General features: G+C 65.6%; 16 protein-coding genes. 7 read left to right on the top strand and 9 right to left on the bottom strand.

Annotated elements, in window-relative coordinates:
• Nucleotides 1-15: 15 nt before the first annotated feature.
• Entirely contained in the window at nt 16-975 is a 960-nt protein-coding gene (locus FA85_RS00960) for an AraC family transcriptional regulator (protein ID WP_036112878.1), read from the bottom strand.
• Between the two features lie 98 nt (nt 976-1,073).
• Here FA85_RS00960 and FA85_RS00955 point away from each other — a divergent pair, with 98 nt between their 5' ends.
• From FA85_RS00955 to FA85_RS00940, 4 genes are all read left to right on the top strand, one after another.
• Entirely contained in the window at nt 1,074-2,300 is a 1,227-nt protein-coding gene (locus FA85_RS00955) for an MFS transporter (protein WP_036112880.1), read from the top strand.
• Between the two features lie 123 nt (nt 2,301-2,423).
• Nucleotides 2,424-3,620 (top strand): DUF2252 family protein, encoded by a 1,197-nt coding sequence (locus FA85_RS00950; RefSeq protein ID WP_036112882.1) that lies wholly within the window; start codon nt 2,424-2,426, stop codon nt 3,618-3,620.
• A gap of 75 nt (nt 3,621-3,695) precedes the next feature.
• Nucleotides 3,696-4,862, top strand: coding sequence for an AI-2E family transporter (locus tag FA85_RS00945; RefSeq protein WP_081907463.1), 1,167 nt, complete (start codon nt 3,696-3,698; stop codon nt 4,860-4,862).
• A 99-nt stretch (nt 4,863-4,961) separates the two neighbouring features.
• Nucleotides 4,962-6,635, top strand: coding sequence for a methyl-accepting chemotaxis protein (locus tag FA85_RS00940; protein ID WP_036112884.1), 1,674 nt, complete (start codon nt 4,962-4,964; stop codon nt 6,633-6,635).
• Between the two features lie 48 nt (nt 6,636-6,683).
• Here the strand turns inward: FA85_RS00940 and FA85_RS00935 are convergent, their stop codons facing one another.
• The gene (locus FA85_RS00935; protein ID WP_036112887.1) at nt 6,684-7,013 is read right to left on the bottom strand and encodes a hypothetical protein; all 330 of its coding nucleotides are present in this window, start codon (nt 7,011-7,013) and stop codon (nt 6,684-6,686) included.
• Between the two features lie 159 nt (nt 7,014-7,172).
• Between FA85_RS00935 and FA85_RS00930 the strand changes: the two genes are divergently transcribed.
• On the top strand, nt 7,173-8,414 hold the full coding sequence (locus tag FA85_RS00930) for a cyclic di-GMP phosphodiesterase (protein ID WP_036112890.1): 1,242 nt from the start codon (nt 7,173-7,175) through the stop codon (nt 8,412-8,414).
• Nucleotides 8,415-8,432: 18 nt separating this feature from the next.
• On the opposite strand, the gene FA85_RS00925 is transcribed toward FA85_RS00930, so the two are convergent.
• The 6 genes from FA85_RS00925 to FA85_RS00900 all read right to left on the bottom strand — a co-directional run bounded on the left by FA85_RS00925 (nt 8,433) and on the right by FA85_RS00900 (nt 16,688).
• Nucleotides 8,433-8,714: a hypothetical protein gene (locus FA85_RS00925; protein ID WP_036112893.1), complete on the bottom strand. Its 282-nt coding sequence runs from the start codon at nt 8,712-8,714 to the stop codon at nt 8,433-8,435.
• Between the two features lie 208 nt (nt 8,715-8,922).
• Complete coding sequence (locus tag FA85_RS00920) at nt 8,923-10,131, bottom strand: histidine phosphatase family protein (RefSeq protein WP_036112897.1); 1,209 nt, start codon at nt 10,129-10,131, stop codon at nt 8,923-8,925.
• Complete coding sequence (locus FA85_RS00915; protein ID WP_036112900.1) at nt 10,128-12,599, bottom strand: TonB-dependent receptor; 2,472 nt, start codon at nt 12,597-12,599, stop codon at nt 10,128-10,130. The genes FA85_RS00920 and FA85_RS00915 overlap by 4 nt, the downstream gene beginning before the upstream one ends.
• Nucleotides 12,600-12,718: 119 nt before the next feature.
• Nucleotides 12,719-13,864 carry a FecR family protein gene (locus FA85_RS00910; RefSeq protein WP_036112902.1) on the bottom strand — a complete coding sequence of 382 codons (1,146 nt, stop codon included), beginning with the start codon at nt 13,862-13,864 and terminating at the stop codon, nt 12,719-12,721.
• Nucleotides 13,857-14,375: an RNA polymerase sigma factor gene (locus FA85_RS00905; protein WP_036112903.1), complete on the bottom strand. Its 519-nt coding sequence runs from the start codon at nt 14,373-14,375 to the stop codon at nt 13,857-13,859. Before FA85_RS00905 ends, FA85_RS00910 begins: the two co-directional genes overlap by 8 nt.
• 102 nt (nt 14,376-14,477) lie before the next feature.
• Nucleotides 14,478-16,688, bottom strand: a complete 2,211-nt coding sequence (locus FA85_RS00900) for a TonB-dependent receptor (RefSeq protein ID WP_036112905.1) — start codon at nt 16,686-16,688, stop codon at nt 14,478-14,480.
• Between the two features lie 180 nt (nt 16,689-16,868).
• On the opposite strand from FA85_RS00900, the gene FA85_RS00895 reads away from it, so the two are divergent.
• On the top strand, nt 16,869-19,982 hold the full coding sequence (locus FA85_RS00895) for a CheR family methyltransferase (protein ID WP_036112907.1): 3,114 nt from the start codon (nt 16,869-16,871) through the stop codon (nt 19,980-19,982).
• Nucleotides 19,983-20,004: 22 nt separating this feature from the next.
• Entirely contained in the window at nt 20,005-20,394 is a 390-nt protein-coding gene (locus tag FA85_RS00890; protein WP_036112909.1) for a response regulator, read from the top strand.
• A gap of 37 nt (nt 20,395-20,431) precedes the next feature.
• On the opposite strand, the gene FA85_RS00885 is transcribed toward FA85_RS00890, so the two are convergent.
• Nucleotides 20,432-21,736, bottom strand: coding sequence for a carbohydrate-binding protein (locus FA85_RS00885; RefSeq protein WP_051943619.1), 1,305 nt, complete (start codon nt 21,734-21,736; stop codon nt 20,432-20,434).
• Between the last annotated feature and the right edge of the window lie 28 nt (nt 21,737-21,764).

The following is a 21,764-nucleotide window of genomic DNA, read 5'->3' as shown; positions in this document are numbered from 1 at the left end:
AACGGCCGCGAAGGATCAGGCACGACCCGCGCGCAGTGCCCCGGGCGCGGAACCGACCACGCGTTTGAACGCCCGGCTGAACGCGGCCAGCGATCCATAACCTAGACGGAAGGCCACGGATTCGATCGGCTGACGATCATGGGAGATCCACTGCGCGGCCAGACGCATCCGCAGCTCGGTGAGGTAATGAACCGGGGTCATGCCGGTCACCGCGAGGAAACGCTCCGCGAACACCGAGCGCGAACTTCCCATTTCCGCCGCGAGATCGGCGACGGTCCATGCGCGCCCTGGATCGCGGTGCAGGGCGACGATGGCCTTGCCCAGGCGGGGATCGCGCAGCGCCTGCAGCCAGCCCGCCGCATCGCCGCAGCCGCATTCGACCCAGCCGCGCACGATGATCGCCGCGACGACATCGGCAAGGCGCGCGAGAATGCCGGCGAAGCCGCTCCGCTTCGCGGCGGACTCGCGTTCCATCGCGGCGAGGATCGGCGGCAATTCCGGATACCGGTCGAGCAGGGTGCCGACCTGCATCACTTCGGGCATGGCGTGCACCATGGGTTGCATCCCGCCGAGCTCGAAGTCCATGCAGCCGCTGAAGATCAGCGCGCCGTCCGCCCGTGTCGCGAACACGCAGTCAGGATGGATGTCCTTCACCGTGTCGCAGAGGGGTGTTTCGTCGAAGGTGGCGATATGCCGGGTGGTCGCCTCTTCGGACGAGAGCAACGCATGAGCACGCCCCTGCGACATGAGCAGCGCATCGCCCGTCTTCAGCGGATAGATCGTGCCGTCCTCGGTGCGCAGCAACACGGGGCCACGGCCGATGAAGTAGAACTGCGCCTTGCCGGGTGCGGCGTCCACGGCGATGCCGAACGGCCGGGCCACTTCGATCCGACGGTATCTGACGCCGACCAGACGCATGCCCAGCAGGAGTTCACTGGCGGCATCGGTGTCGTGGATAGAGAGCGTAGCGGTCATGATCCGGACGAAAGATCAAATTTTGAGGATGATGCATCATATACCGTCCGGACCTGGCCGGGTAACCTCATGTTTTCTCCGACCAAGATACCGACCACATGGATACCTGCGCAGACACCGCCGACGCGGTGACGGAAACGACGGCTCCCGCCTGGGGCGCGGTCTTCGCCATGACGCTTGGCGTCTTCGGACTGATCACCGCCGAGTTCCTCCCGGCCAGCCTGCTCACCCCCATGGCGCTCACGCTCGGCGTGACCGAAGGCATGGCCGGGCAGACGGTCACGGCGACCGCCGTGGTGGCGCTGTTCACCAGCCTGGTGATTTCTGTGGTTACCCGCAACACCGATCGCCGGCACGTCCTGCTCGCCTTCTCGGTCCTGCTGATCGGCTCCAACCTGCTGGTCGCCTATGCGCCCAACCTGACCGTGATGCTGCTCGGTCGCGTCCTGCTGGGTGTCGCCATCGGCGGTTTCTGGACGATGTCGGCGGCGACCGCCATGCGGCTCGTGCCCGAAGCGATGGTGCCGCGTGCGTTGTCGATCATCTTTAGCGGCGTATCCGTGGCCACCGTGGCCGCGGCGCCACTCGGGAGCTACTTCGGCCATCTGATCGGCTGGCGCAACGTGTTTCTGATCGCCACCGCGATCGGCGTGTTCGCCCTGGTGTGGCAGTGGTTCACGCTGCCGCGCATGCCGTCGAACGGCGCCGCACGCATGGGTACGCTGCTCAAGGTGATGAAACGTCCCGCGATGCGCACGGGCATGGTCGCGGTGATTCTGGTCTTCACCGGGCACTTCGCGTTCTTCACCTATCTGCGCCCGTTCCTCGAAACGGTCACCGGCGTGGGCGTCAACGGTCTGTCCGCGATGTTGCTGGGTTTCGGTATCGCCAATTTCGTCGGCACCTCGCTGGCCGGCTTCCTTCTGGAGCGCAATCTGCGGCTCATGCTCCTGTTGATGCCGCTCGCGATGGGTGCGATGGCGCTGGTGCTGGTCACGCTCGGTCGTGCGCCCGTCGCCGATGCCGTGCTCGTCTCGCTGTGGGGCATGGCGTTCGGCTGCGTGCCGGTCGCCTGGACGACGTGGATCACGCGGACCGTGCCCGATGAGGCCGAGAGCGGCGGTGGCCTGATCGTCGCTGCCGTGCAGCTCGCGATCACACTGGGTGCCGCGGTAGGTGGCGTGATTTTCGATGCGTCGGGTGCGACCGGCGTCTTCGTGGCATCCGCGGTCGTGTTGCTCGTGGCGGCGGCGACGATTTCGATGCGCTTGCCCGCGGTCGCTGCGTTGCCTTCGGGTGCGAGCGCCGCGCCCGGTCTTCACTAGGGCGCGGTCGCTCCAAGAGCTTGCGCACGTGCGCGCTTCTGCAACGGCGTTTTCACCGGACGCTGTTCAAGCTTCGTGGTTGGTTGCGCATCGAAACGATGCGCAAGAACTTACGAGGCGAGCATGGCGAAGATCGTTCCAAAGACACCGGAGGAGCGCGCTCCCCGTCTCGCATCACTGCGCAATCTGAAGATGGCGCGCTCGGCGCACGCCTTCGTGCGCGGTAACACCGTGCAGTTCTATGAGTGGCTGGAGAGAGCCGGACGTACATTGCCCAGCGGCCCCGACCTGTGGATCTGCGGCGACTGCCATGTCAGCAACATCGGACCGGTGGCCGATATGCAAGGCGGCATCGATATCCAGATCCGCGATCTCGACCAGTCGGTCATCGGCAACCCCGCCCACGACATCGTGCGGCTCGCGGTATCGCTAGCCACCGCGGCGCGCGGCTCGGATCTGCCAGGCGTGGTGACGGCGCGCATGGTGGAACAGCTGATCGATGGCTACGAGCGGGCGATGGGCAGCGGCCGCAAGGAGTACCGTCTCGTCGACCGGCCGCCGTCGATCAAGCTGGTGATGAAGACGGCGCTCAGGCGGCGGTGGAAAGATCTTGCGCGCGAGCGCATCGACGGGGCGCATCCTCGCATCCCCGAAGGACGTCGTTTCTGGCCGGTGACGGAGGAGGAACTGGAAGAACTGCGCGCGCTCGTGCACACGGAAGGCATGCGTTCGCTGGTTACGCAGATCGTGCATCGCGCCGATGACGCGGCGATCGAACTGGTCGATGCGAAGTACTGGGTCAAGGGATGCAGCTCGCTCGGACGCTTGCGTTACGCGTTGCTGGTGCGCGTCGGCGAAGGCAAGGGCGAACTCTGCCTGGTCGACGTCAAGGAAGCGCTGCGCGCCGCCGCGCCGCGCAGCGCGGAAGCGATCATGCCGCGCGATAACGCGACGCGGGTGCGTGAGGGTGCCCTGCATCTCGCACCCAACCTCGGCCAGCGGATGCTCGGTGGCAAGGTGCAGGGACGCTCGGTCTTCGTGCGTGAGCTCAGACCGCAGGATCTCAAGGTCGACATCGAGCGGATGGAGGAGGGCGAGGCAATGGACGTCGCGCGTTACCTCGGCAACGTCGTCGGCCGTGCGCACGCCCGCCAGCTCACCCGCGAACGCCGCAAGGCTTGGCTGGGCGAGCTCGCGCGTAACCGCCCGGCCAACATCGATGCTCCCTCGTGGCTCTGGCGCAGTGTCGTGGAACTGGTCCAGGCGCACGAAGGCGGTTATCTGGAGCACTGCAGGCGTTACGCCACCGCCGCACCCTGAGTGCGTTTTCACGCGGGGCGCTCATCGTGCGTGCTCCACTCCGCGTCGAAAACGACCGATGCCCCAGGGGAACCCATGAACAGCAGCGTGCCCGAGACGAAACCGACCGTCGAACCCGAGGTTTCCAAAGCGCTGGACAGCGCCGCCGAAGACGCGGAGATGCCGCTGCCGAGTGACCCGAAGACGGTCTTTCTCGGCGGCCTCTTCCTGCTCGCCGTGCTGGCGGCGTCCTTCGTGGCACGCGAGGTGATCCTTCCGGTCGTCCTCGCTTTCATCCTTAAACTGCTCCTTCAGCCCGTCATGCGTCTGCTGGCCCGACTGCGCGTGCCGCGCGTGCTCGCCTCGTTGCTGATGATCCTTGCGCTGTTCGGCATCATCGCCGGGCTGGGCAGTGCCCTGAGCGGTCCCGCCGCGAACTGGGCGAAGCGACTGCCGGAAGGCCTGCCCCGCCTGCAGGAACGGGTCAAGGTGATCAGTGGTCCGCTCGACAGCCTGAAGGGCATGCTCGCGCATGCCAGGGGCATGGTCGGCGCCGGCGACGAGGGTCATCCGGCGCAGCCAGCGCAGCCGGCGTCCGCCGGAACGGCCGACATCCAGTCGGCCATCCTGTCCGGCGTACAGACCTTTACCTCGGAATTCCTGACCACCTTTCTGGTCCTGTTCTTCCTCCTCAATTCCGGCGACACCTTCCTGCGCAGGCTGGTCGAGGTGATGCCCCGCTTCAAGGACAAGCGTCAGGTCATCGATATATCCCAGCAGGTCGAATCGGACGTGTCGTCGTATCTGGTGACCATCACGGTGATGAACGCGGCGGTCGGCGTTGCCACCGGCCTGGCCATGTGGGCACTCGGCTTGCCCGATGCGGCGCTGTGGGGTGCGGTGGCCTTCCTGCTCAACTACGTACCGATCCTGGGCCCGCTGGTCGGCGTGGTGACCTTTCTGGGGGTGGGCATGCTCAGCCTCGATCCGTTGTGGAAGGCCTTCATGCCGATGATTCTCTACGGGGCGATCCATGTGATCGAGGGCGAGACCATCACGCCCATGCTACTGGCCCGCCGGTTCACCCTCAATCCGGTGCTGGTGATCATCTCCCTGTTGTTCTGGGACTGGATGTGGGGCGTGCCCGGCGCGATTCTCGCCGTACCGATGCTGGCGATCACCAAGATCGTCTGCGACCGGATCCGGCCGCTCGCGGCCTTCGGGCATTTCCTCGAGGGGGAGAAACACGGGATCTCGCCTTGAGGGGCTCCTGGGACATGCGCCTGGCTCGATGCATTAAGTAAATTCGGCAGCGGCCGATACTCCTGCAAAGTGTGACGTACGTCACAACGGGGGTGAGGCATGAAGATCGGAATCAGGATCCTGGGTACGGTCGCCGCGTCGGTGGGCATCGCCGTCGTCGTTGGCTTCGTGGGGTTGCGCGGCATTCGTGCGGCGGACCAGGGCGCCCATCGGATTTACGGCGAGGCGCTGGTGCCGATCGCCGAGGTGACGGACGTTCGCCATCACATCGACCAGCAGCGAACGGCGCTGAACCGGTCGCTGCTCACGGATGCGCCGGATGCCTCGAATGTGGCTCATGCCCGGATTCAGGTCCTGCGTGCCGAGGGCGATGAAATGTGGAAGCGTTATTACCCGGACCATGTGGATACCGACCGCGAGCGCGCCGCCGCGGACGCCTTCATCGCCGCGCGGAGTGCCGTGCGGCCGCTGGTCGACGCTCAGCTGGAATTGCTCAAACGCGACCATGCCGCGGCGACGCACAACATGCTCACCGTGGTGGGCCCGTCCTTGCAGAAGGAGACGGATCTCATCGCGCAGCTGGTTACGATCAACCGTGAGCAGGCCAAGGCGACCTACGACGGCATGGTTGCCGACGGAGAGCGCTCGGCGGTCGAGGCGCTGATCGCGCTCGTCGTCGGCGCCGTGGCGATTGCCGTCATCGGCTTCTTCCTCCGCCGCGCGGTGATGCGACCGTTGCTCGAGGCCCGGGCACTGGCTTCGCAGATACGCGATGGCCAGCTCGGCAACCAGCTGACGGTGAGCGGGAACGATGAGCTGAGCGACACCTTGCGCGCGCTTGCCGCGATGGACGAGCAGCTGACGCTGATCGTGCGTCGCGTACGGGAAAACGCCGTGCAGGTGAATGCCGCCGCGCGTGACATGTCCGCCGGTAACGACGATCTTTCCAACCGGACGCAGGAGCAGGCGTCGTCGCTCGAGGAAACCGCGGCGTCCATGGAGGAGATGGCGGCGACGGTGAAGCAGAACGCGGACGCGGCGGGCCATACCCAGCGTCTGGCCGACAAGCTACGCAACGATGCGCAGGCCAGCCACACGATCGCGAGCACGGCGGTCGAGGCGATGGGGCGCATTTCGCAGGCGAGCACCGATATCGGCGAAATGGCCGTGCTGATCGACGAGATCGCTTTTCAGACGAACCTGCTCGCGCTCAATGCCGCGGTGGAAGCGGCGCGTGCGGGTGAACAGGGTCGGGGCTTCACTGTCGTGGCGGCCGAAGTTCGTGCGCTGGCGCAGCGCAGTGCGGCGGCGGCGAAGGATATCCGTCGCCTGATCGCGAGCACGCGTGACGAAGTCGGGCAGGGTAAGGAACTGGTGGAGTCGACCGGACGCTCGTTGGCGGGCATGGTCAGTGACGTGGGCGCCGTATCGGGGCTCGTTGGCGAGATAGCCGCCGCTTCGGTGGAGCAGTCGGCCGGTGTGGACCAGGTCAATCAGGCGGTCTCCGCGCTGGACGAGGTCACCCAGCAGAACGCGGCGCTGGTCGAAGAAGCCAGCGCCGCCAGCCGGGCCACGCTGGAACTGGCCGAGGCGCTGATGCGCGATGTGGCGTTCTTCAGGCTGGGCGATGAACGGGCCGGAGTGGCACCTGTCGCTGCGGCGGTGAGCCGCCTGCAAGCCGCTCCCGTGACGGAGCCGATGCCGGCGCGCCTGCCCACCCAGCCGCGCTCCGCACCGGTGCGTGTCGAGGAAGCGGTCTGGCAGGAGTTCTGAGTCGGGGCGGGGTGCGTGGTGCGGCGCGGCGTTGCTGCCTGCTCGGGGTCAGCGCGCGAGGCGGGCGCTTTGCGCTGCCGGCTCGCGCCGGAGCGCCAGGATGAGCAGACGAACGACGCAGCTGAGCGCCGCCAGCGTCAGCAGGGATGTCGCTCCGACCAGCCACAGATCGAAGGCTTCCACCGGGTCGCGTGGGTCGATGGTGGCGGCCAGCGGGGCAATGCATTCGCCGAGCCGCCAGGCGACATAGGCCAGGCCTGGTACCAGCACGGCGGTCAGTGCGTTCGCGGCCCGTGAGGAAGCAGGTGCCGCCGCGACGACCATGGTGAGGACGATGCCGATCAGTCCGGCCGATCCAAGAAACAGCAGCTGTGACATCGCGGTCCTGCGAAAGGAAATAGAAAGCTAAGCCGATACTAAGCTTCTCCGGTGACGTTTGGGTGACTTTGGCCGGACCCATGACTTTTGGCCTATTCAGACGATTTCGCGCCGCGCCGATAGCTTTGCAAATGTGACGGGGGTCACAGAAGGGGCGGGATGACGATCGTGGAGCGTGGTTCACCGCTCAAGGAAATCCCGATGGGAGACCTGAGGCTGGGCATGTTCGTCCACAAGGTCGGGGTGTCATGGGTGTCGCATCCCTTCTGGCGGACGAAGTTCCTTCTTGAAGCACCGGACGATCTGGCGACGCTCCGCGCGCTCGACGTGCCGACCATCTGGATCGATACCGACCGCGGACTGGACGTTCCGCCGGCAGACGTTCCGGTAGCGGCGGGCGGGTCCGGCGGCGAGGCGGAGAACGATGTCACGCCGGGCGAACACCCCGTCGCGTCACCCGCGGCCGTTTCCGCTCCGGACCCCGTGGCCACCGCAGCCGCCCTGTGCGAACGTGCGCGCGGTGTGGTCGTGCGTATGTTTCAGGACGCGCGGCTGGGACGAGGCATCGATGCCGTGGCTGCGCGCGAGCTGGTCGACGACATGTCGCGTTCGATCGAGGCGCACCCCTCGGCTTTGCTGAGCCTCGTCCGCCTCAAGACCGCGGACGATTACACCTATATGCACTCCGTCGCCGTGGCTGCGCTCATGCTGAGCTTCGCCCGGCACCTGGGTCTGGATGCCCTGCGCGTGCGCGCGGCTGGCATGGCGGGGATGCTGCATGACGTCGGCAAGTCGCAGGTACCCCTCGAGGTGCTGAATAAGCCGATGGAACTCAGCGTCACCGAGACGAATCAGGTCCGCAAGCATCCGCAGATGGGCCACCGCCTGCTGGTCAGCCGGGGCGGTGTCGATAACGAGGCGGTGGATGCATGCCTGCACCACCATGAGAAATTCGACGGCACCGGCTACCCGCACGGGCTGGTCGGTGAACAGATCACACGGCTGGCGCGCATGACCGCCATCTGCGACGTGTACGACGCGATCACTTCGGATCGCCCGTACAAGAAAGGCTGGGACCCGGCGCATGCGGTTCAGCGCATGGCGAGCTGGCGCGGCCACTTCGACCCCCGCCTGTTCCGCGCCTTCGTCCGCACGGTCGGCGTCTACCCCACCGGTGCCCTTGTCCGCCTCGAGTCGGGCAGGCTGGCCGTGGTGCTCGACGGCTCGCGCGACTCGCTCACCCAGCCGGTGGTCCGGGTGTTCTATTCCATCGTGGAAGGACGCCGGGTCGACCCGTTCGTCCTCGACCTTGCGACACCCGGCTGCGAGGATCGTGTCGCGGCCAAGGAGGCACGAGGTGAGTGGTCGGAAGCGGAGCTGGCGAAGCTGGCCTTGCCCTGACGGGCGCCCTGGCCGATCTCAGCCCTCGCCGAAGGCCCGGTCGATCTCGGTGGATACGTTCACCATGGCGGCGCCGTAGCCTGGGAGCGGCTCGGAACCGGGCGGCCCGAGCAGGCGGGTGAGGGCGTGCGCGGCTTCGGCGATGCCGTCGAGTCCTTCGGGCGCCGCGAGCGAGGCGATGCGACGTGCACGAAAACGGCTCACGTCGAGATTGCCGGATACGGCGGCCTCGTTCATCTCCACGGCGTCGAAGATGATCTCGCCCATCGTGAACGTGTCGGCTTCCTGATTTTGCTGCATCTTCCTTTTCTCCCCGATGGTCGGCCCAGAGCATAGCTCCGCTGACGTGGCGACGGTGTCGACGCCCTCCCGCACGAGTGCGGCGCATGGCCGATCTGTGACGATGTTCGCATCGTACGATCAGAAGGCTGAAGGTGCATCGGTTTCTGCCGAAACCGTCCGGGTGGCAGACCGACGTAGACCGGGGCTCTGAATGCGTGCGGAGCGCCTACTGGGCATGCATGGCGGGGAGGGCGCCTTCGACCCGGCTCCGGTCGATGCCGCGCTTCGCGATCGCGGCGAACTCGTCCACCGTGCATTCGCCCGGATGGCTGCACCCGGCCACGTGAACCGGCCTGCGACGCATGGCATCGAAGCGCCCCTCGCGTAGCTGTTCCATGGACGGCATCAGGGTGTCGATGCGGATCAGGCGTTTGCCATCGCGCTCGACCAGCGCCATGAGCAGCGCACCGCCCGGGGGATAATCGTCCGGACGCGATGTATCGTGCCAGTCCAGGCCCAGGAGCCCCGCCACGTTCGCAAGATTGGTGTCGTGTCCGACGAGCACCACGACGCCCTGGTGCGACGGGGTCAGGGATGCGACGTCCGTCGTGACGCCATTGGCCGCATCCAGCGTGGCAACGATGTGCGCAACCAGGTTGGAGGCCGCAAGCGACGCGGCGGGCATGGCCTTCTTCGTTACGGCGAACTGGTCGTTATGCAGCGTTATGATCCGGCCAAGCCGCGTGACGTCGCCGCGGCCGAAAGCGACCGTATCCAGCGGCATGCCTTCGACATAGGCGAGCATCAGGTTCTCGCTGAGTGTGCCAGCGAGTTTCATGGCCTTCGGCAGCGCATCCGGTGTGGACAAGAGGAGCTTCTTTCCGTCGCGTCGGGCGATGTCGGCACACGTAGCGCTTTCGCAGCCCAGCAGCACGGACTGCAGTTCATCCAGTGCAGGGGGCGTTGAACCGAGGGTTGCCGGTGCCGCGTCGTCGTCATCGTCCTTGCGGTAGTGGAACAGCGGGTTGTTGGTCGCGCCGTCCATGGCAAGGTACGTCGTGCCGCAGCCCGGCGTCAGCCCTTCACGCAGGGCCACGCTGCTCTCGCGATTGCGTGGCGTGCTGTCGCCGATGAGGACCAGCGAGGATCCCGTGGGGCATGACTTCGACATGGCACCGTCGGCGACCAGTTCCTGGCGAAGGCGCGAGCCGATGGCCCGCATGCCCTCATGACCGTGCGCCGTGAGCATGCCCGGTGCCACGGGCCAGTCGGGCCAGCTGGCGTTCGCATAATCGACGTAGTTGGCGTTGGGTTTGGTCGGCGAGCGGATGCCGTGGCGCAGTAGCACGATCTCGACCTGCACGTGATCTTTCGCATGCGCCATGGGCGCCGCAAGCACCGCCGCAGCGAGGAGCAGGGCGAGCGCGGCCCTCACAGCTTCACCGACAGGTCGAGAAAGATACCGCGACCGGGCAGCCCGAAGTAGAGCGGATCGCCACTGACCGACTGCGTGCCGGCATAGCCGGTGTACTTGTGCACGTTGAACAGGTTGTTGACGTCGATACTCACGGAAAAGCCCTTGGTTCCGGCGGGGCCTTTGTCCGTGCGGTAGCCGGCGGCGGCGTCGACGCTCATGTAGCCGGCGATGCGCTGATCGTTATGGAACGCCAGGTTGCCATCGTCGCCGGCCGTATTGTCCAGACCGTACTGGTGGCCGAGGAACTTGCCCATCAGCGAACCGAAGTACCCGTTGCTTCCGCTGTAGAGCAAACCCAGCGCGGCCGTGACCTTCGGTGTGCCGGCGACCTGCACGCTGCTGTTCTTGTACGTGGCCTTGTTGTAGCTGGCATTGCCGTAGAGGCTCAGCGTGCGCGTCAGCGCCCAGGTCCCTTCGACTTCCGCACCCTTGTAGATGGCGCCGCCACCGTTGACGTACGTGCTCTCGTTGCCGTTGTCGGTGGCGACCTGAGTCTCGGTGATGTAGCTGGAAAAGTCGATGTAGTAGACATCGGCACCGAAGGTCAGCTGGCGTGACGCGAAGGCCGTGCCCAGCTGGTAGTTCTTCGTGGTTTCCGGGCTGAGGCCGTGTGAGCCGTTGACCTGGATGACGTCGATGGGCGGTGCGAGGAAGCCCCTGGCGGCCTGCAGATACGCGCTCCACTCATCGCTCAGGCGGTCGTGCACGCTGATCGAGGGCAGGGTAGCGTGATAGGTCGCTTCCGCATCGAGCGGCACCGGCGGGGATACCTTATTCAGCGGTGCGTCGATGCTGCGGGTGACTTCCGAGTAGCGCACGCCCGGACTCACGGTGATGCTGTCCGTGGCCTTCCAGTCGTACTGGAGATAAGGCTGCAGCGTGTCGGTGCGGTCGCTCAGCTCGTAGTTCTGGACGGGGCCGTACTTCGTGCCGGTCTTCTCGCCGGTGGTCAGGTCGAGCGGATACTGGTACCGCGCATCGAGGTTTCGTTCGAGCCAGACACCCGTCTGCAGCGTGCCGGGACCGAGGTCGCGGCCAAGGCGAAGCACGTTACCGAACGCATGAAAGCCGGAGTCGGACAACTTGCCCGGCACGTCGCCCGCCACGGTGCGCACCTTCTTGCCGGCCGCATTGTAAAACGTCACGCCATTGTCGGCAGGGTCGATGTCCGACGCATCGCTGGCCTTGCGCGCCCAGTGGTCGAAGCTGTTGTAGTAGAGCTTGTCGTCGACGGTCCAGTCACCGACCTGGCTGGTGAGACCCAGATAAGTGAAGCTGGAGTAGTAGGCGGCGTTGTTCGCACCGGCGAAGTTCTGCAAGGTCGGATCGTTGCCGAGCCCGAAACGCCAGCCGTAGCGGTCGATTTCATCCTTGGTCGCGCCCTGCACGGTGTTCTGGTGTTCGCGGTTGTAACTGGTGACGAACGTGAGTTCGGTGGTGGTACCGAGCTGCGTGATCGTCTTCAGGAAGATGTGCTCACGGCGATCGTCCGTACCTTTGAGGTAGGTATCGCTGGATTCCTTGGAGATGTCGGCGAACACGCGCGTGTTGCCGAGGGTTTCGTCGGCGGTGACGCCGCCGGCCCGCGTGTCCCAGCTGCCCAGCGTGAGGTAGGGCGTGATGCCCGGCTCGTCGGACGGATCGCGCGAGCGCAGTGCGATGGTGCCGCCGAAGGTGGCGTTACCGATGGTGCTGCCGCCACCCGGGCCACGGTCGATCTCCGCCTGGCCGAGCACATGATTGTTGAAGTAAGCCGAGGTCGTGTGGTGCAGGTCGCTGGCGTCGCCGAAGGGAATGCCGTCGAAGGTGATGTTGAACTGGCCATCCTGGAATCCACGCAGGCTGATGCCTTCGTTCTTGCCCAGGCCCGGACCCTCGGGTGAGGTCACGGTGATGCTGGGTGCGTACTTGATGATGTCGTCGAAGTTGGCATTGAAGCGCAGGCCGTCGCGGATGAAACGCTCGTCGATCACCGAGGTCGGCTGGGTGGCGTCGAGCGGCGCGGCGCTGGGTGCCAGCGTGTCCACCGCGTTGGCTGAGACGCTGACCGGCGCGAGGTTCTTCGCGTCGTCATGGGTGTCGATGGCGGGCAGTTCCCTCGCCGGCGCCGGGCCGGCCCCGACGTTTCCCGGCACGATCTTCACCGTCGTCGGGGTAACGAAGCGGTAGGTCAGGTGCGTACCGCGGAGCAGGGTGGCCAGCTGCTTTTCGGCGGTAACGCCGCCCGGAGCGGCGGTGCTGCGCGCGTCGTCCGGCACGCTGGTGTCATAGACCACCTGCCAGCCCGAATCCTGCGCAAAGCGATCCAGTGCCTGCGACAGCGGCATGGCGGCGATCGGTGTCGTGCTCACCGTCGCGGCGCGGAGCGTGGGCGAGGCGGTGGCCGCGAGGGCGAGGGCGATACAGAGCGCGAGCGAATGACGCATGGGAACGCTTTCCTTTGAGGGGTAGAAGCATGGCAACGTGTGGTGCCGACCCCATCAAAGAGTCCGTTCGCGGGCCATCGGGTACCGCCGATTCGATGAATTTTTTCTTACAGCGTCGTTTAGCGCTTCGCCGAAACGAACCGGATGCGTCCTGGTTCGCGGATCACGCGGACGTTCGGCAGGCTGCCGAGGTAGCTGACAAAGGCCTCGACGTCGCTCGCGTGGAAGACGCCGCTGATACGTTTGTCCGCGAGGTCGGGGTCGTCGATGGTCAGCGGTGCCTGCGTATACGCGTTGAAGCGCCGGGCCACGTCGGCCACGCTGCTACCGTGGAAGGCGATCTCCGCCGGCAGCCAGGGGGCGACCGTGGCAGTGGCGTGATTGGCGTGACCCAGCAGACGCCCGTCCATGGCGACGCGTGCGTCTTCGCCCGCGCCGAGCGCGACGATAAGATCGGTCGACCATGCGGAGCCGGTGACGCGCTGGCTCGCGCGATCCAGCCATGCCACGGGGCGCTGCGATACGGTCACGCGTCCGCTGACCACGCTGACGTCGGTCTCGCCGTCGCGAAGACCGACGTTGAAGACCGTGCCGATGTCGTCGATCCGCTGGCCACCCGCCATCACGGACAGTGGGCGCGCGGGATCCTTGCCTATGTCGAAACTGGCGTGGCCGGCGATCAGCGTGATGCGGCGTGCATGAAGATCGAAGGCAACGTCCACCACGGCGCCCGGTGCAAGCTGGAGCCATGTGCCGTCATCGAGTGCAACGCTGCGGACGGCGGCAGCGTCCGCCGCATAGCGCACTGCCGGGGTTTCCCGGGCCGGCCATGCGCCGATGAGTCCGATGGACACGGCCATCGCGACGCTTGCGGCTATCGCGAGGCGTCGGACGGTGCGGGCCCGCTGACGCTCATGGCGGTGGGCTGTTGCGGGTTCGGCTGCGGCGGATGGTCTCTGCCCATCCTGCGGTGCCGCGACCCTGGACGCCTGGCCGCCACGAACGAACGGCAGCACCGACGGTTCGCTGTCGGCCAGTGCGCGCAGTTCGTCGAGCGTAGCGATCTCGGCCAGCGTCGCTGCGCGCATTTCACCGTGCAACTGAGCGATGGCGAGGTATTCGGCCACATGCTGGGGGGACCGGCGCAGCCAGTCGAGAAAGCGCTGGCGGGTGCCCGCGTCGACCTCCTCACGCATGTCGAGGTGCCAGGCCGCGGCTTCTTCGGTCGTGCGTCGCGATACGCGCGTCGTCCGTGCTTCATTCATAGCGCAGCATCCCTTGCCGGCACGTAGCCAGTCCCTTGACGATGTATTTCTTGACCATGTTGGTGGAGATCGACAACTGCTCCGCGATCTCGCGGTAGGACAGGTCATCGCGGTAATGCATGACCAGGACGGCGCGACATTTCGGCGAAAGCCGTCCGATCAGTGTCGCCAGTCGTTCACGGCGCAACGCGCGATCGACGTCGGCGCCCGCGTCGCATGGCGTGGCGAGGCGTTCGATAACATCTTCGAGCCCTTCACTGCTGATCGGCGCGCGCTGTTTCATCTGCGCGTGTTCCTTGACCAGGTTGGCGGCGACGGTGAACAGATAGGCTTCGGGGTTGCGAACGTCCGAAGCATCGCCCTGACCATTGCGCAGCAGGCGCAGGTAGACCTCCTGCACGAGGTCTTGCGCATCCCAGCGATGGGAGACGCGGCGGAGGAAGTAATTGGCGAGGGTGGGACCCTTGTCGACCAACAAGCGCGCCCAACTCGACGGCGTCTCGTGGCTCAAGGTCGCTCCCGGTTCGTGTGACGAGCCTAGGAGGCGTTTGTGGCAGCGGTGTTACGGCGCAGGGCCGGCTTCTGTAGGAGCCAGCCCCGCTGGCGATGCTCTTTACAGGTCGAACGAAGCCGACACCATGAACGTACGCGGCGTTCCCTGGCTCAGGTAACCGCCGTTGGCACTGGCCCAGTACCCCTTGTTGGCGACGTTGCGCACCGTCAGGCGGAACGTGACGGGTACGCCCTCGAGGTGAGCCGTCGTGCGTGCACCCACGTCATACGTCGTCCATGCCGGGAGCCTGAGCGAGTTGGCGGCATCCAGATACTGCTTGCCCGTACGGACGGCGCGCGCGCTCAGCGAAATGTCCGGGGTGTTCGGAATGTCCCACTCGGCACCCAGGTTCGCCTGGAAGCGCGGCGTGCCGATGGAGTCCTTGCCTTCGTTGACCCCGTCCTGCGTGTCGGTCTGCTCAGGCTGGATATAGTTGGCGCCGCCCAGCAGGCGCAGGCCCTTGACGGGTTCACCGAAGAAGCTCCACTCGACGCCGCGGTTGCGCTGTTCGCCGTTGACCACATAGGTGACGGTCGAGGGATCGACATACGCGTTGGGCTGCTTGATCTGGAACAGCGACAGCGTGCTGCCGAATTCACCGGCGTCCCACTTCACGCCGACCTCGTTCTGCTTCGACTTGTACGGTGCGAACACCTGGCCGGCATTCGTCACCGGCAGGCTACCGTACGTATCCGGCGCCTGGCCACCCTGGGTCAGCGCTTCGATGTGGTTGGCGTAGATCGACCACTGGTCGGCGAGACGGAAATTGACGCCGACAATCGGGCTGTTGGCGAACTGGCTGTACTCCGAGTTCTTCACCTCGGTGCCATAGTCGTAGCCGAGTACTTCGAGCTTCTGGCGTCGGGCGCCGAGGGTCACCTGCAGGCGGTCGTCCATGAAGCCGAGGGTGTCGGACACCGCCACGCTGCGAAGGATCGTACGCCCCGTGATGCCCGGATCGGCAATAGGACCGATGTCGTAGTCGAACGCCGGAACCGGCACGTAGGTCGGCGAGTAGATGTTAGTCTGGATGGGCGTCAGCGAGCCGGCGTACGCCGCCTTCTTGCGGAAATTGAGTGCCGAGAAACTCACGTTGACGCGCTGGCTCACGTCGCCGTCGAATTTGGCGTTCAGACCCGCTTCGCCGGTCGCGGTGTCCGCGATATAGGGCACGGTGAAGCGCGTCTCGGTGGCGCTGCCGCTGCCGTTGAGCAGCGTCGGGCTCACGTAGTCGCCATACTCGTTACCGTGATGGACACCGGCGGCCACGTAACCGGTCAGCCAGTCGGTGAAGTCATATTCGGCACGAACCACGCCGAAGGTATCTTCCAGCGACGAGTTGGACCACGGCTGGGCATAATTGGTCTTCGCCGAAGGCGCGCGCGGCACATAGGTCAGGCCGCCGTTGTAGACGACCGCACGGCCACCCGTAATGTCCTGCTTCTGATAACCGAGATCGGTCGTGATGCGCAGGTTCTCACCCTGGAAGTCGAACGCGACGCCGAGCGCGGTAACGCGACGCTTTTCGCCATCGATGGCGTCGCCACCCTCGCGGTGGACGGCGTTCACGCGGATACCGAATTCCTTGCCGGCGCCGAACCGACGGCCGATATCGACGCTCTCGCCGATCTGGCTGTCGCTGCCCCAGTCCATGCCGATGCGTGTGATGGGCTCGGCCTCGGCGCGCTTGGGCGCGATGTTGATATTGCCGCCGACGGCCGTGCCGCCCGGGCTGATGCCGTTGAGAAAGGCGCTGGCACCCTTGAACACCTCGACGCGGTTGACCAGCTCCGGCGCCAGGAGCTGGCGTGGCAGGAGACCGTAGAGACCGTCGAAGCCGATGTCGTCGCTGGCGACCTGAAAACCGCGGATCACGAAGGTCTGCGAGAAATTGCCGTAGCCGAAACCGGTCCGGACCGACGGGTCGTTCGAGACCACGTCACCCAGCGAGCGGGCCTGCTGATTGCGGATCAGCGTGTCCGTATAGCTGGTCATGCTGAAAGGCACGTTCATCATGTCCTGGTTACCCAGCACGCCGAAGCGGCCGCCCTGGGCAACCTGCCCACCCGCGTAGGCCGCCGTAGGCGCGACGACATTCGCCGCTACCTGCATGCCGGACAGGGTGGTGACGTTGTCCGTGTGCTTGTTCTGATCGTCCGGGGCGGATGCATCGGCCGCGTGTGCGGCACCGGTGACGAGAAGCGCACCGATCAGAGAGGCGCGGATGGACACGGCGAGGCGGCGACGCGCCTGGAAGGAGGTGGCAAGCATGGTGGTCCCGAGGGCGAAAGTCGCCCGACTAGAAGCGAATGGAAATGCGAATCGATCTTATTATGATCGATCCGTGAATCCGCCGCCAGTGGCGGGACGCGGCGGCCATTTGACTTCCGGGGCGGTGCGCATGAGCATGGGCATGCCTTCTTGATGCCGGGCGCCAGGATGAGGGACGCCATGAGCCTTGAAGACACCTTTCTCGTCGTGGGTATCGGCGCTTCCGCCGGTGGCATCGAAGCCCTGCAAGGTTTTTTCCAGGGCGTACCGGATGAACTGGACGCCGCCTTCGTCGTCGCGACCCACCTGAACCCCGAACGCGAGAGCCTGCTGCACGAGGTACTGGCGCGCTTCACCTCCCGGCCCGTCTCGGTCGCTGTCCATGATTCGCCTGTGGAATCGGGGCATGTCTACGTACTGCCCGAAGGAGCCACCCTGACCACCGCCCAGGGGCGCCTCGTGCTCACTGCGACCGTGGGTCGCGGCGAGGTCAAGCCTGTCGATCTGCTCCTGGCGTCGCTGGCCACGGACTTCGCCGAGCGGTCCGTCGGCGTGGTTCTTTCCGGAGGCGATGGAGACGGGACGCTGGGGGTCAAGGCGATCAAGGAGCACGGCGGTATCACCATGGCCCAGGCGCCCGATGGCTTCGGCCCGCGCCATCCCAGCATGCCGGACACGGCGATCTCCACGGGTTTCATCGACTTCGCCTTGCCCGCCGAGCGTATGGGGGCGCGCCTGCTCGACATGATGCACGCGGCGGATGCCCTCGAGCGGACCGGCATCGCATCCAGGGAGGCGGAGCAGTCCCGCGCCGACCTGCTGGGCCACATCTACAAGTTGCTGCGTGGCCAGCTTGGACACGACTTCAGCGGATACAAGACGAAAACCTTCGTCAGGCGCGTGGAGCGACGCATGCAGGTACACGACATGCGCTCGATGGATGAGTATCTGGCGCTGCTTCGCACGGACGCGCAGGAGGTGCACGCGTTGTTCCGCGACCTGCTGATCAGCGTGACCAGCTTCTTCCGGGACGCCGCCGCTTTCGAAGCGCTGGCGGCCAGCGTGATACCCCGGCTCTTCGAGCACAAGGGAGCCGACGATGTCGTACGCCTCTGGGTGCCCGGCTGTGCCACGGGTGAAGAGGTTTACTCCATCGCCATCGTGGTACGCGAATACATGGATGCGTTGAGCGCGCCGCCGAAAGTCCAGTTGTTCGCCACCGACATCGATGACAGCGCGCTTTCCGTGGCCCGCGCGGCTCGCTATCCGGAAGCACTGATGACATCCGTGTCCGCTGAGCGCCGCGAGCGATTCTTCACCGCCGACGGGGACGCATACGTGGTGGCCAGGGAAGTGCGCGACCTGTGCATCTTCTCCCCGCACAGCCTGATCCGCGACCCGCCGTTTTCCCGCATCGACCTCGTTTCCTGCCGCAATCTGCTGATCTATTTCGGCGCGGATGTGCAGAGCCAGGTGATTCCGATCTTTCATTACGCCCTTCGTCCGGGCGGTTTCCTGTTTCTGGGCTCCGCTGAAAATGTCAGTCTGTTTGACGATCTGTTCGAATCCCTGGAGAAGCGCCATCGTATCTTCCGTCGCCGTTCCGACAGCACTCGCAATCTGCGCCTTCCGGTGGGTCCCGCGCGGGGTACCGGCGGGTACGCCGCCGTGATGTCCCCACGCCGTACCGACGTGCCGGGAACCGGTCTTCGCCAGCTGGTGGATCAGCAGGTGCTGGATCGCTTCGCGCCTGCGCACGTCGTCGCCAACCGCGATGGCGACGTTGTCTATTACTCCTCGCGTACGGGCAAGTATCTCGAGCCGCCCGCAGGCGCGCCGACCCGTCACCTTATGACCATGGCGCGGAAGGATATCCGGCTCGATCTGCGAACCTGCTTCCGTGCCTGCGTCGAGAGCGGCCGTGCCAGCAGCCGCGAAGGCGTCATGGTGGAACTCGAAGACGGGCGCATCCAGGTCCTCACGCTGCACGTCGAGGCCCTTCAGGGCGGAGACGCCGCCGATTCGCTGTACATCGTCCTGTTTGTCGATCAGGGAGTGGTCCAGAGTCGCGGCGATGCGATCGATCACCTCGGTCGTGGCAGCGCCGACGGTTCGCAGGTGGAACACGAACTGCGCGAGACGCGCGATCGCCTGCAGTCGATGGTAGAGGAGTACGAGACCTCGCTTGAGGAACTCAAGGCGTCCAACGAAGAACTCGTCTCGGTCAACGAAGAACTCCAGTCCACCAACGAGGAGCTCGAAGCATCCAAGGAGGAACTGCAGTCCGTCAACGAGGAACTGCACACCGTCAATGGCGAGCTTCACGGCAAGATCGACGCGCTCGACCGGGCCAACAGCGACCTGATCAACCTCTTCGACAGCACGAACGTGGCGACGGTGTTCCTGGATCGCGGTCTCGTCATACGCTCCTACACACCGGCTGTCGCAACGGTCTTCAATATCCGGGGCAGCGACCGCGGCAGGCCTATCACGGATCTGTCCACGCAGCTGCTGATTCCCACCCTGCCGGAGGACATCGACAAGGTCTTCCGGTATCACGCGCCGATCGAGCGGCGCACCACCAGCGAGGACGGGCGGCGGCACTACCTCCTTCGCGTCGCCCCTTATCAGGCTTCCGATGCGCAGGTGGACGGCGTCGTGGTGACGTTTCTGGACATCACGAGCCTGACCCGCTCGGAAGCGCGACAGAGGATGCTCATCGCCGAGTTGCAGCATCGGACGCGCAATCTGCTGACCATCGTGGAGAGCATCGTCCGACGCACCGTCAAAGGTTCGCAGGGCCTCGACGAACTCAGCGTCCGTCTCGGTGCGCTCAGCCGTGTGCAGGGTCTGGTGGGAAGCCAGTCCGGTGAGTCGATCGACCTGAGCGATATGCTTCGGCTGGAACTGGAGGCTCACCCGGTGCCCGCCGGCAAGGTCTCCATCGAGGGTCCCGCCGTGCCGCTCAGCTATGACGTGGCGCAGACACTGTGCATGGCGCTGCACGAGCTGACAACGAACGCGGTGAAGTACGGTGCATTGCGGAACGACGGTGGTGGCACCCTCGCCGTGACCTGGCGCCTCATCGGCGAGAGCGAGGAAACGCTGTCGTTGACGTGGAAGGAAAGTGGCGTGGCGATCGCGAACCGCGAGGTCGGAAAGGGTTTCGGACGGGAACTGATCGAGCAGGCGCTCGCGTTCTCGTTACGTGCCAGGCCCTCCTGGCAACTGGAGGAAGACGGTGTCCGCTACGTTCTCGACATGCCGATGAACAATCGCGGCGTCCATTACTGATCCGCGAGGGGGGGCGAAGACCATGGGTATGGAACTGACCGGCAAGGCGGTCATGGTGATCGAGGACGACTACGTCATCGCGCAGTCGCTCGTCGTTCTCCTTCGATCGGCAGGTGCCAACGCCATCGGACCGTTCGGATGGCTCGATGAAGCGATCCGGCATGCCGCATCGGACGCCTACATCGACGCGGCGCTGGTCGATGTAAACCTGCACGGCGAGTATTCCTATCCCGCCGTCGATGCCCTCCTGGCTCGTGGAGCGCACGTCGTGTTCATGACCGGCTATGCGCGCGACAGCATCAAGCCGGCCTACAGCAGCTGCACGATCTGCACCAAGCCTTTCAGGCGCGCCGACGTGGTCGAGGCGTTGCTGTCCGTCCCCGGCCGCCAGCGCCCGGCACACGTATCGTAAAGCCGCCCCCGGACACGGCCGGGGGCGGCGTATCGCGTCAGCGACCGAGGTCGCTCAGGAACCGCCTGGTGTACTGCAAGGCACTGGTGCCCGACACCGAGTTGCACGTCGGCGAGGCAAAGCCGCCGTTGTTGCCGTTGGTGCATGGCGTGTCGCGGTCGAGCGACCAGAAGTGCACGCCGGCCAGCTTGTTGGTCGCGGCGTACGCCGTCACCTCGTCGATGTCCTGAAGGGTGAAGGTCTCGCTCGACACGTCGTTGACACCGATCATCGGCGTGAGCTCGATCTTCGTCAGCGGAATGCCGTAGGTGTGCTGCAGGTTCTTCGCCGCCTGGATGGCCGACTGACCCATGTCGCAGCTACCGCCGCTGACCACGCAGATACCGGCACCGGCCGCACCGTAATCCATCGTCATGAGGTTGATGGTGTAGTTCTGCAGGCCGGATGCGAGCACGGCACGGACCACCGTGTCACCGGTGCTGTTCAGGCCGCCGTAGCTGCCGTCCGAAGCGGCCAGGGTGGCCAGCGTGAACGAGAAGCGCAGGTTCGGATACAGGCCCGCGGCATACTTGGCATTGGCGATCAGCGCGTTGAGCTGCGCGGGCGTCTGGCCGGCCTCGATGTCGAAGTCGATGCCGACGAGGTGCGATGAGTTGTACGTCTGGATGAACTTGGCCATGCCCGCGGTGCTGCCGCAGGTAAACGTTCCCGCCTGACCGCCGGTGGAGACGACGTAATTCACGCCTGCACTGTTGAGCCGCGCGATGTTCGCGCTGGCAAATGCCGCGGCGGGAACGCCGCCCCAGTTCTCGCTGCCGCATTCGCCGGTCGCGAAGGCGAGGGTGATCGCACCGATGTTCGGTACCTGCGTCGAAACCAGGCTGCCGCTGCCGACGACCGGAATCCGCGTTCCGGTGACCAGCGTCGACATGATGTTGGTGTTCCAGTCGAGGTTGATCGTGATGTCCTTGTAAGGACTGAACAGCAGGTCGCCCGCCGCGGGCGGCGGGTTGGTCGGCGGATCGCCGCCCGGATTGCCCGGGTCGGTGGGCGGCGTGGTGGTGCCGCCGTCGCAGGCGCCCTGCGAGGTCCACGGCTGACCGGAACCGGCACCGCCGCTGTTCGTGGCGGGATCGTTGCCCTGGGTCCACCAGTTGGCGACGTAGTTGGTGCCGTTCTTGCTGGCCACATTGCCGCCGGTATAAACCGTGCCCGCCTGCCAGGCGGCGGCGCATGCGGTGGCCGCGTGCGCGGCATTCACAGGGACGACCGAGGAAAGAGCGAGCGCGATGGCGAGGGCGAGACTGCCTGTACATCCGCCCAGTACCGCACGAGACCGCATAGCTGATGCTTTCGGGAACATGGAGCGC

The sequence above is a fragment of the Luteibacter mycovicinus genome, assembly GCF_000745235.1.
Classification (GTDB): Bacteria; Pseudomonadota; Gammaproteobacteria; order Xanthomonadales; family Rhodanobacteraceae; genus Luteibacter; species Luteibacter mycovicinus.
This window is presented reverse-complemented; position numbering and strand designations above follow the sequence as displayed.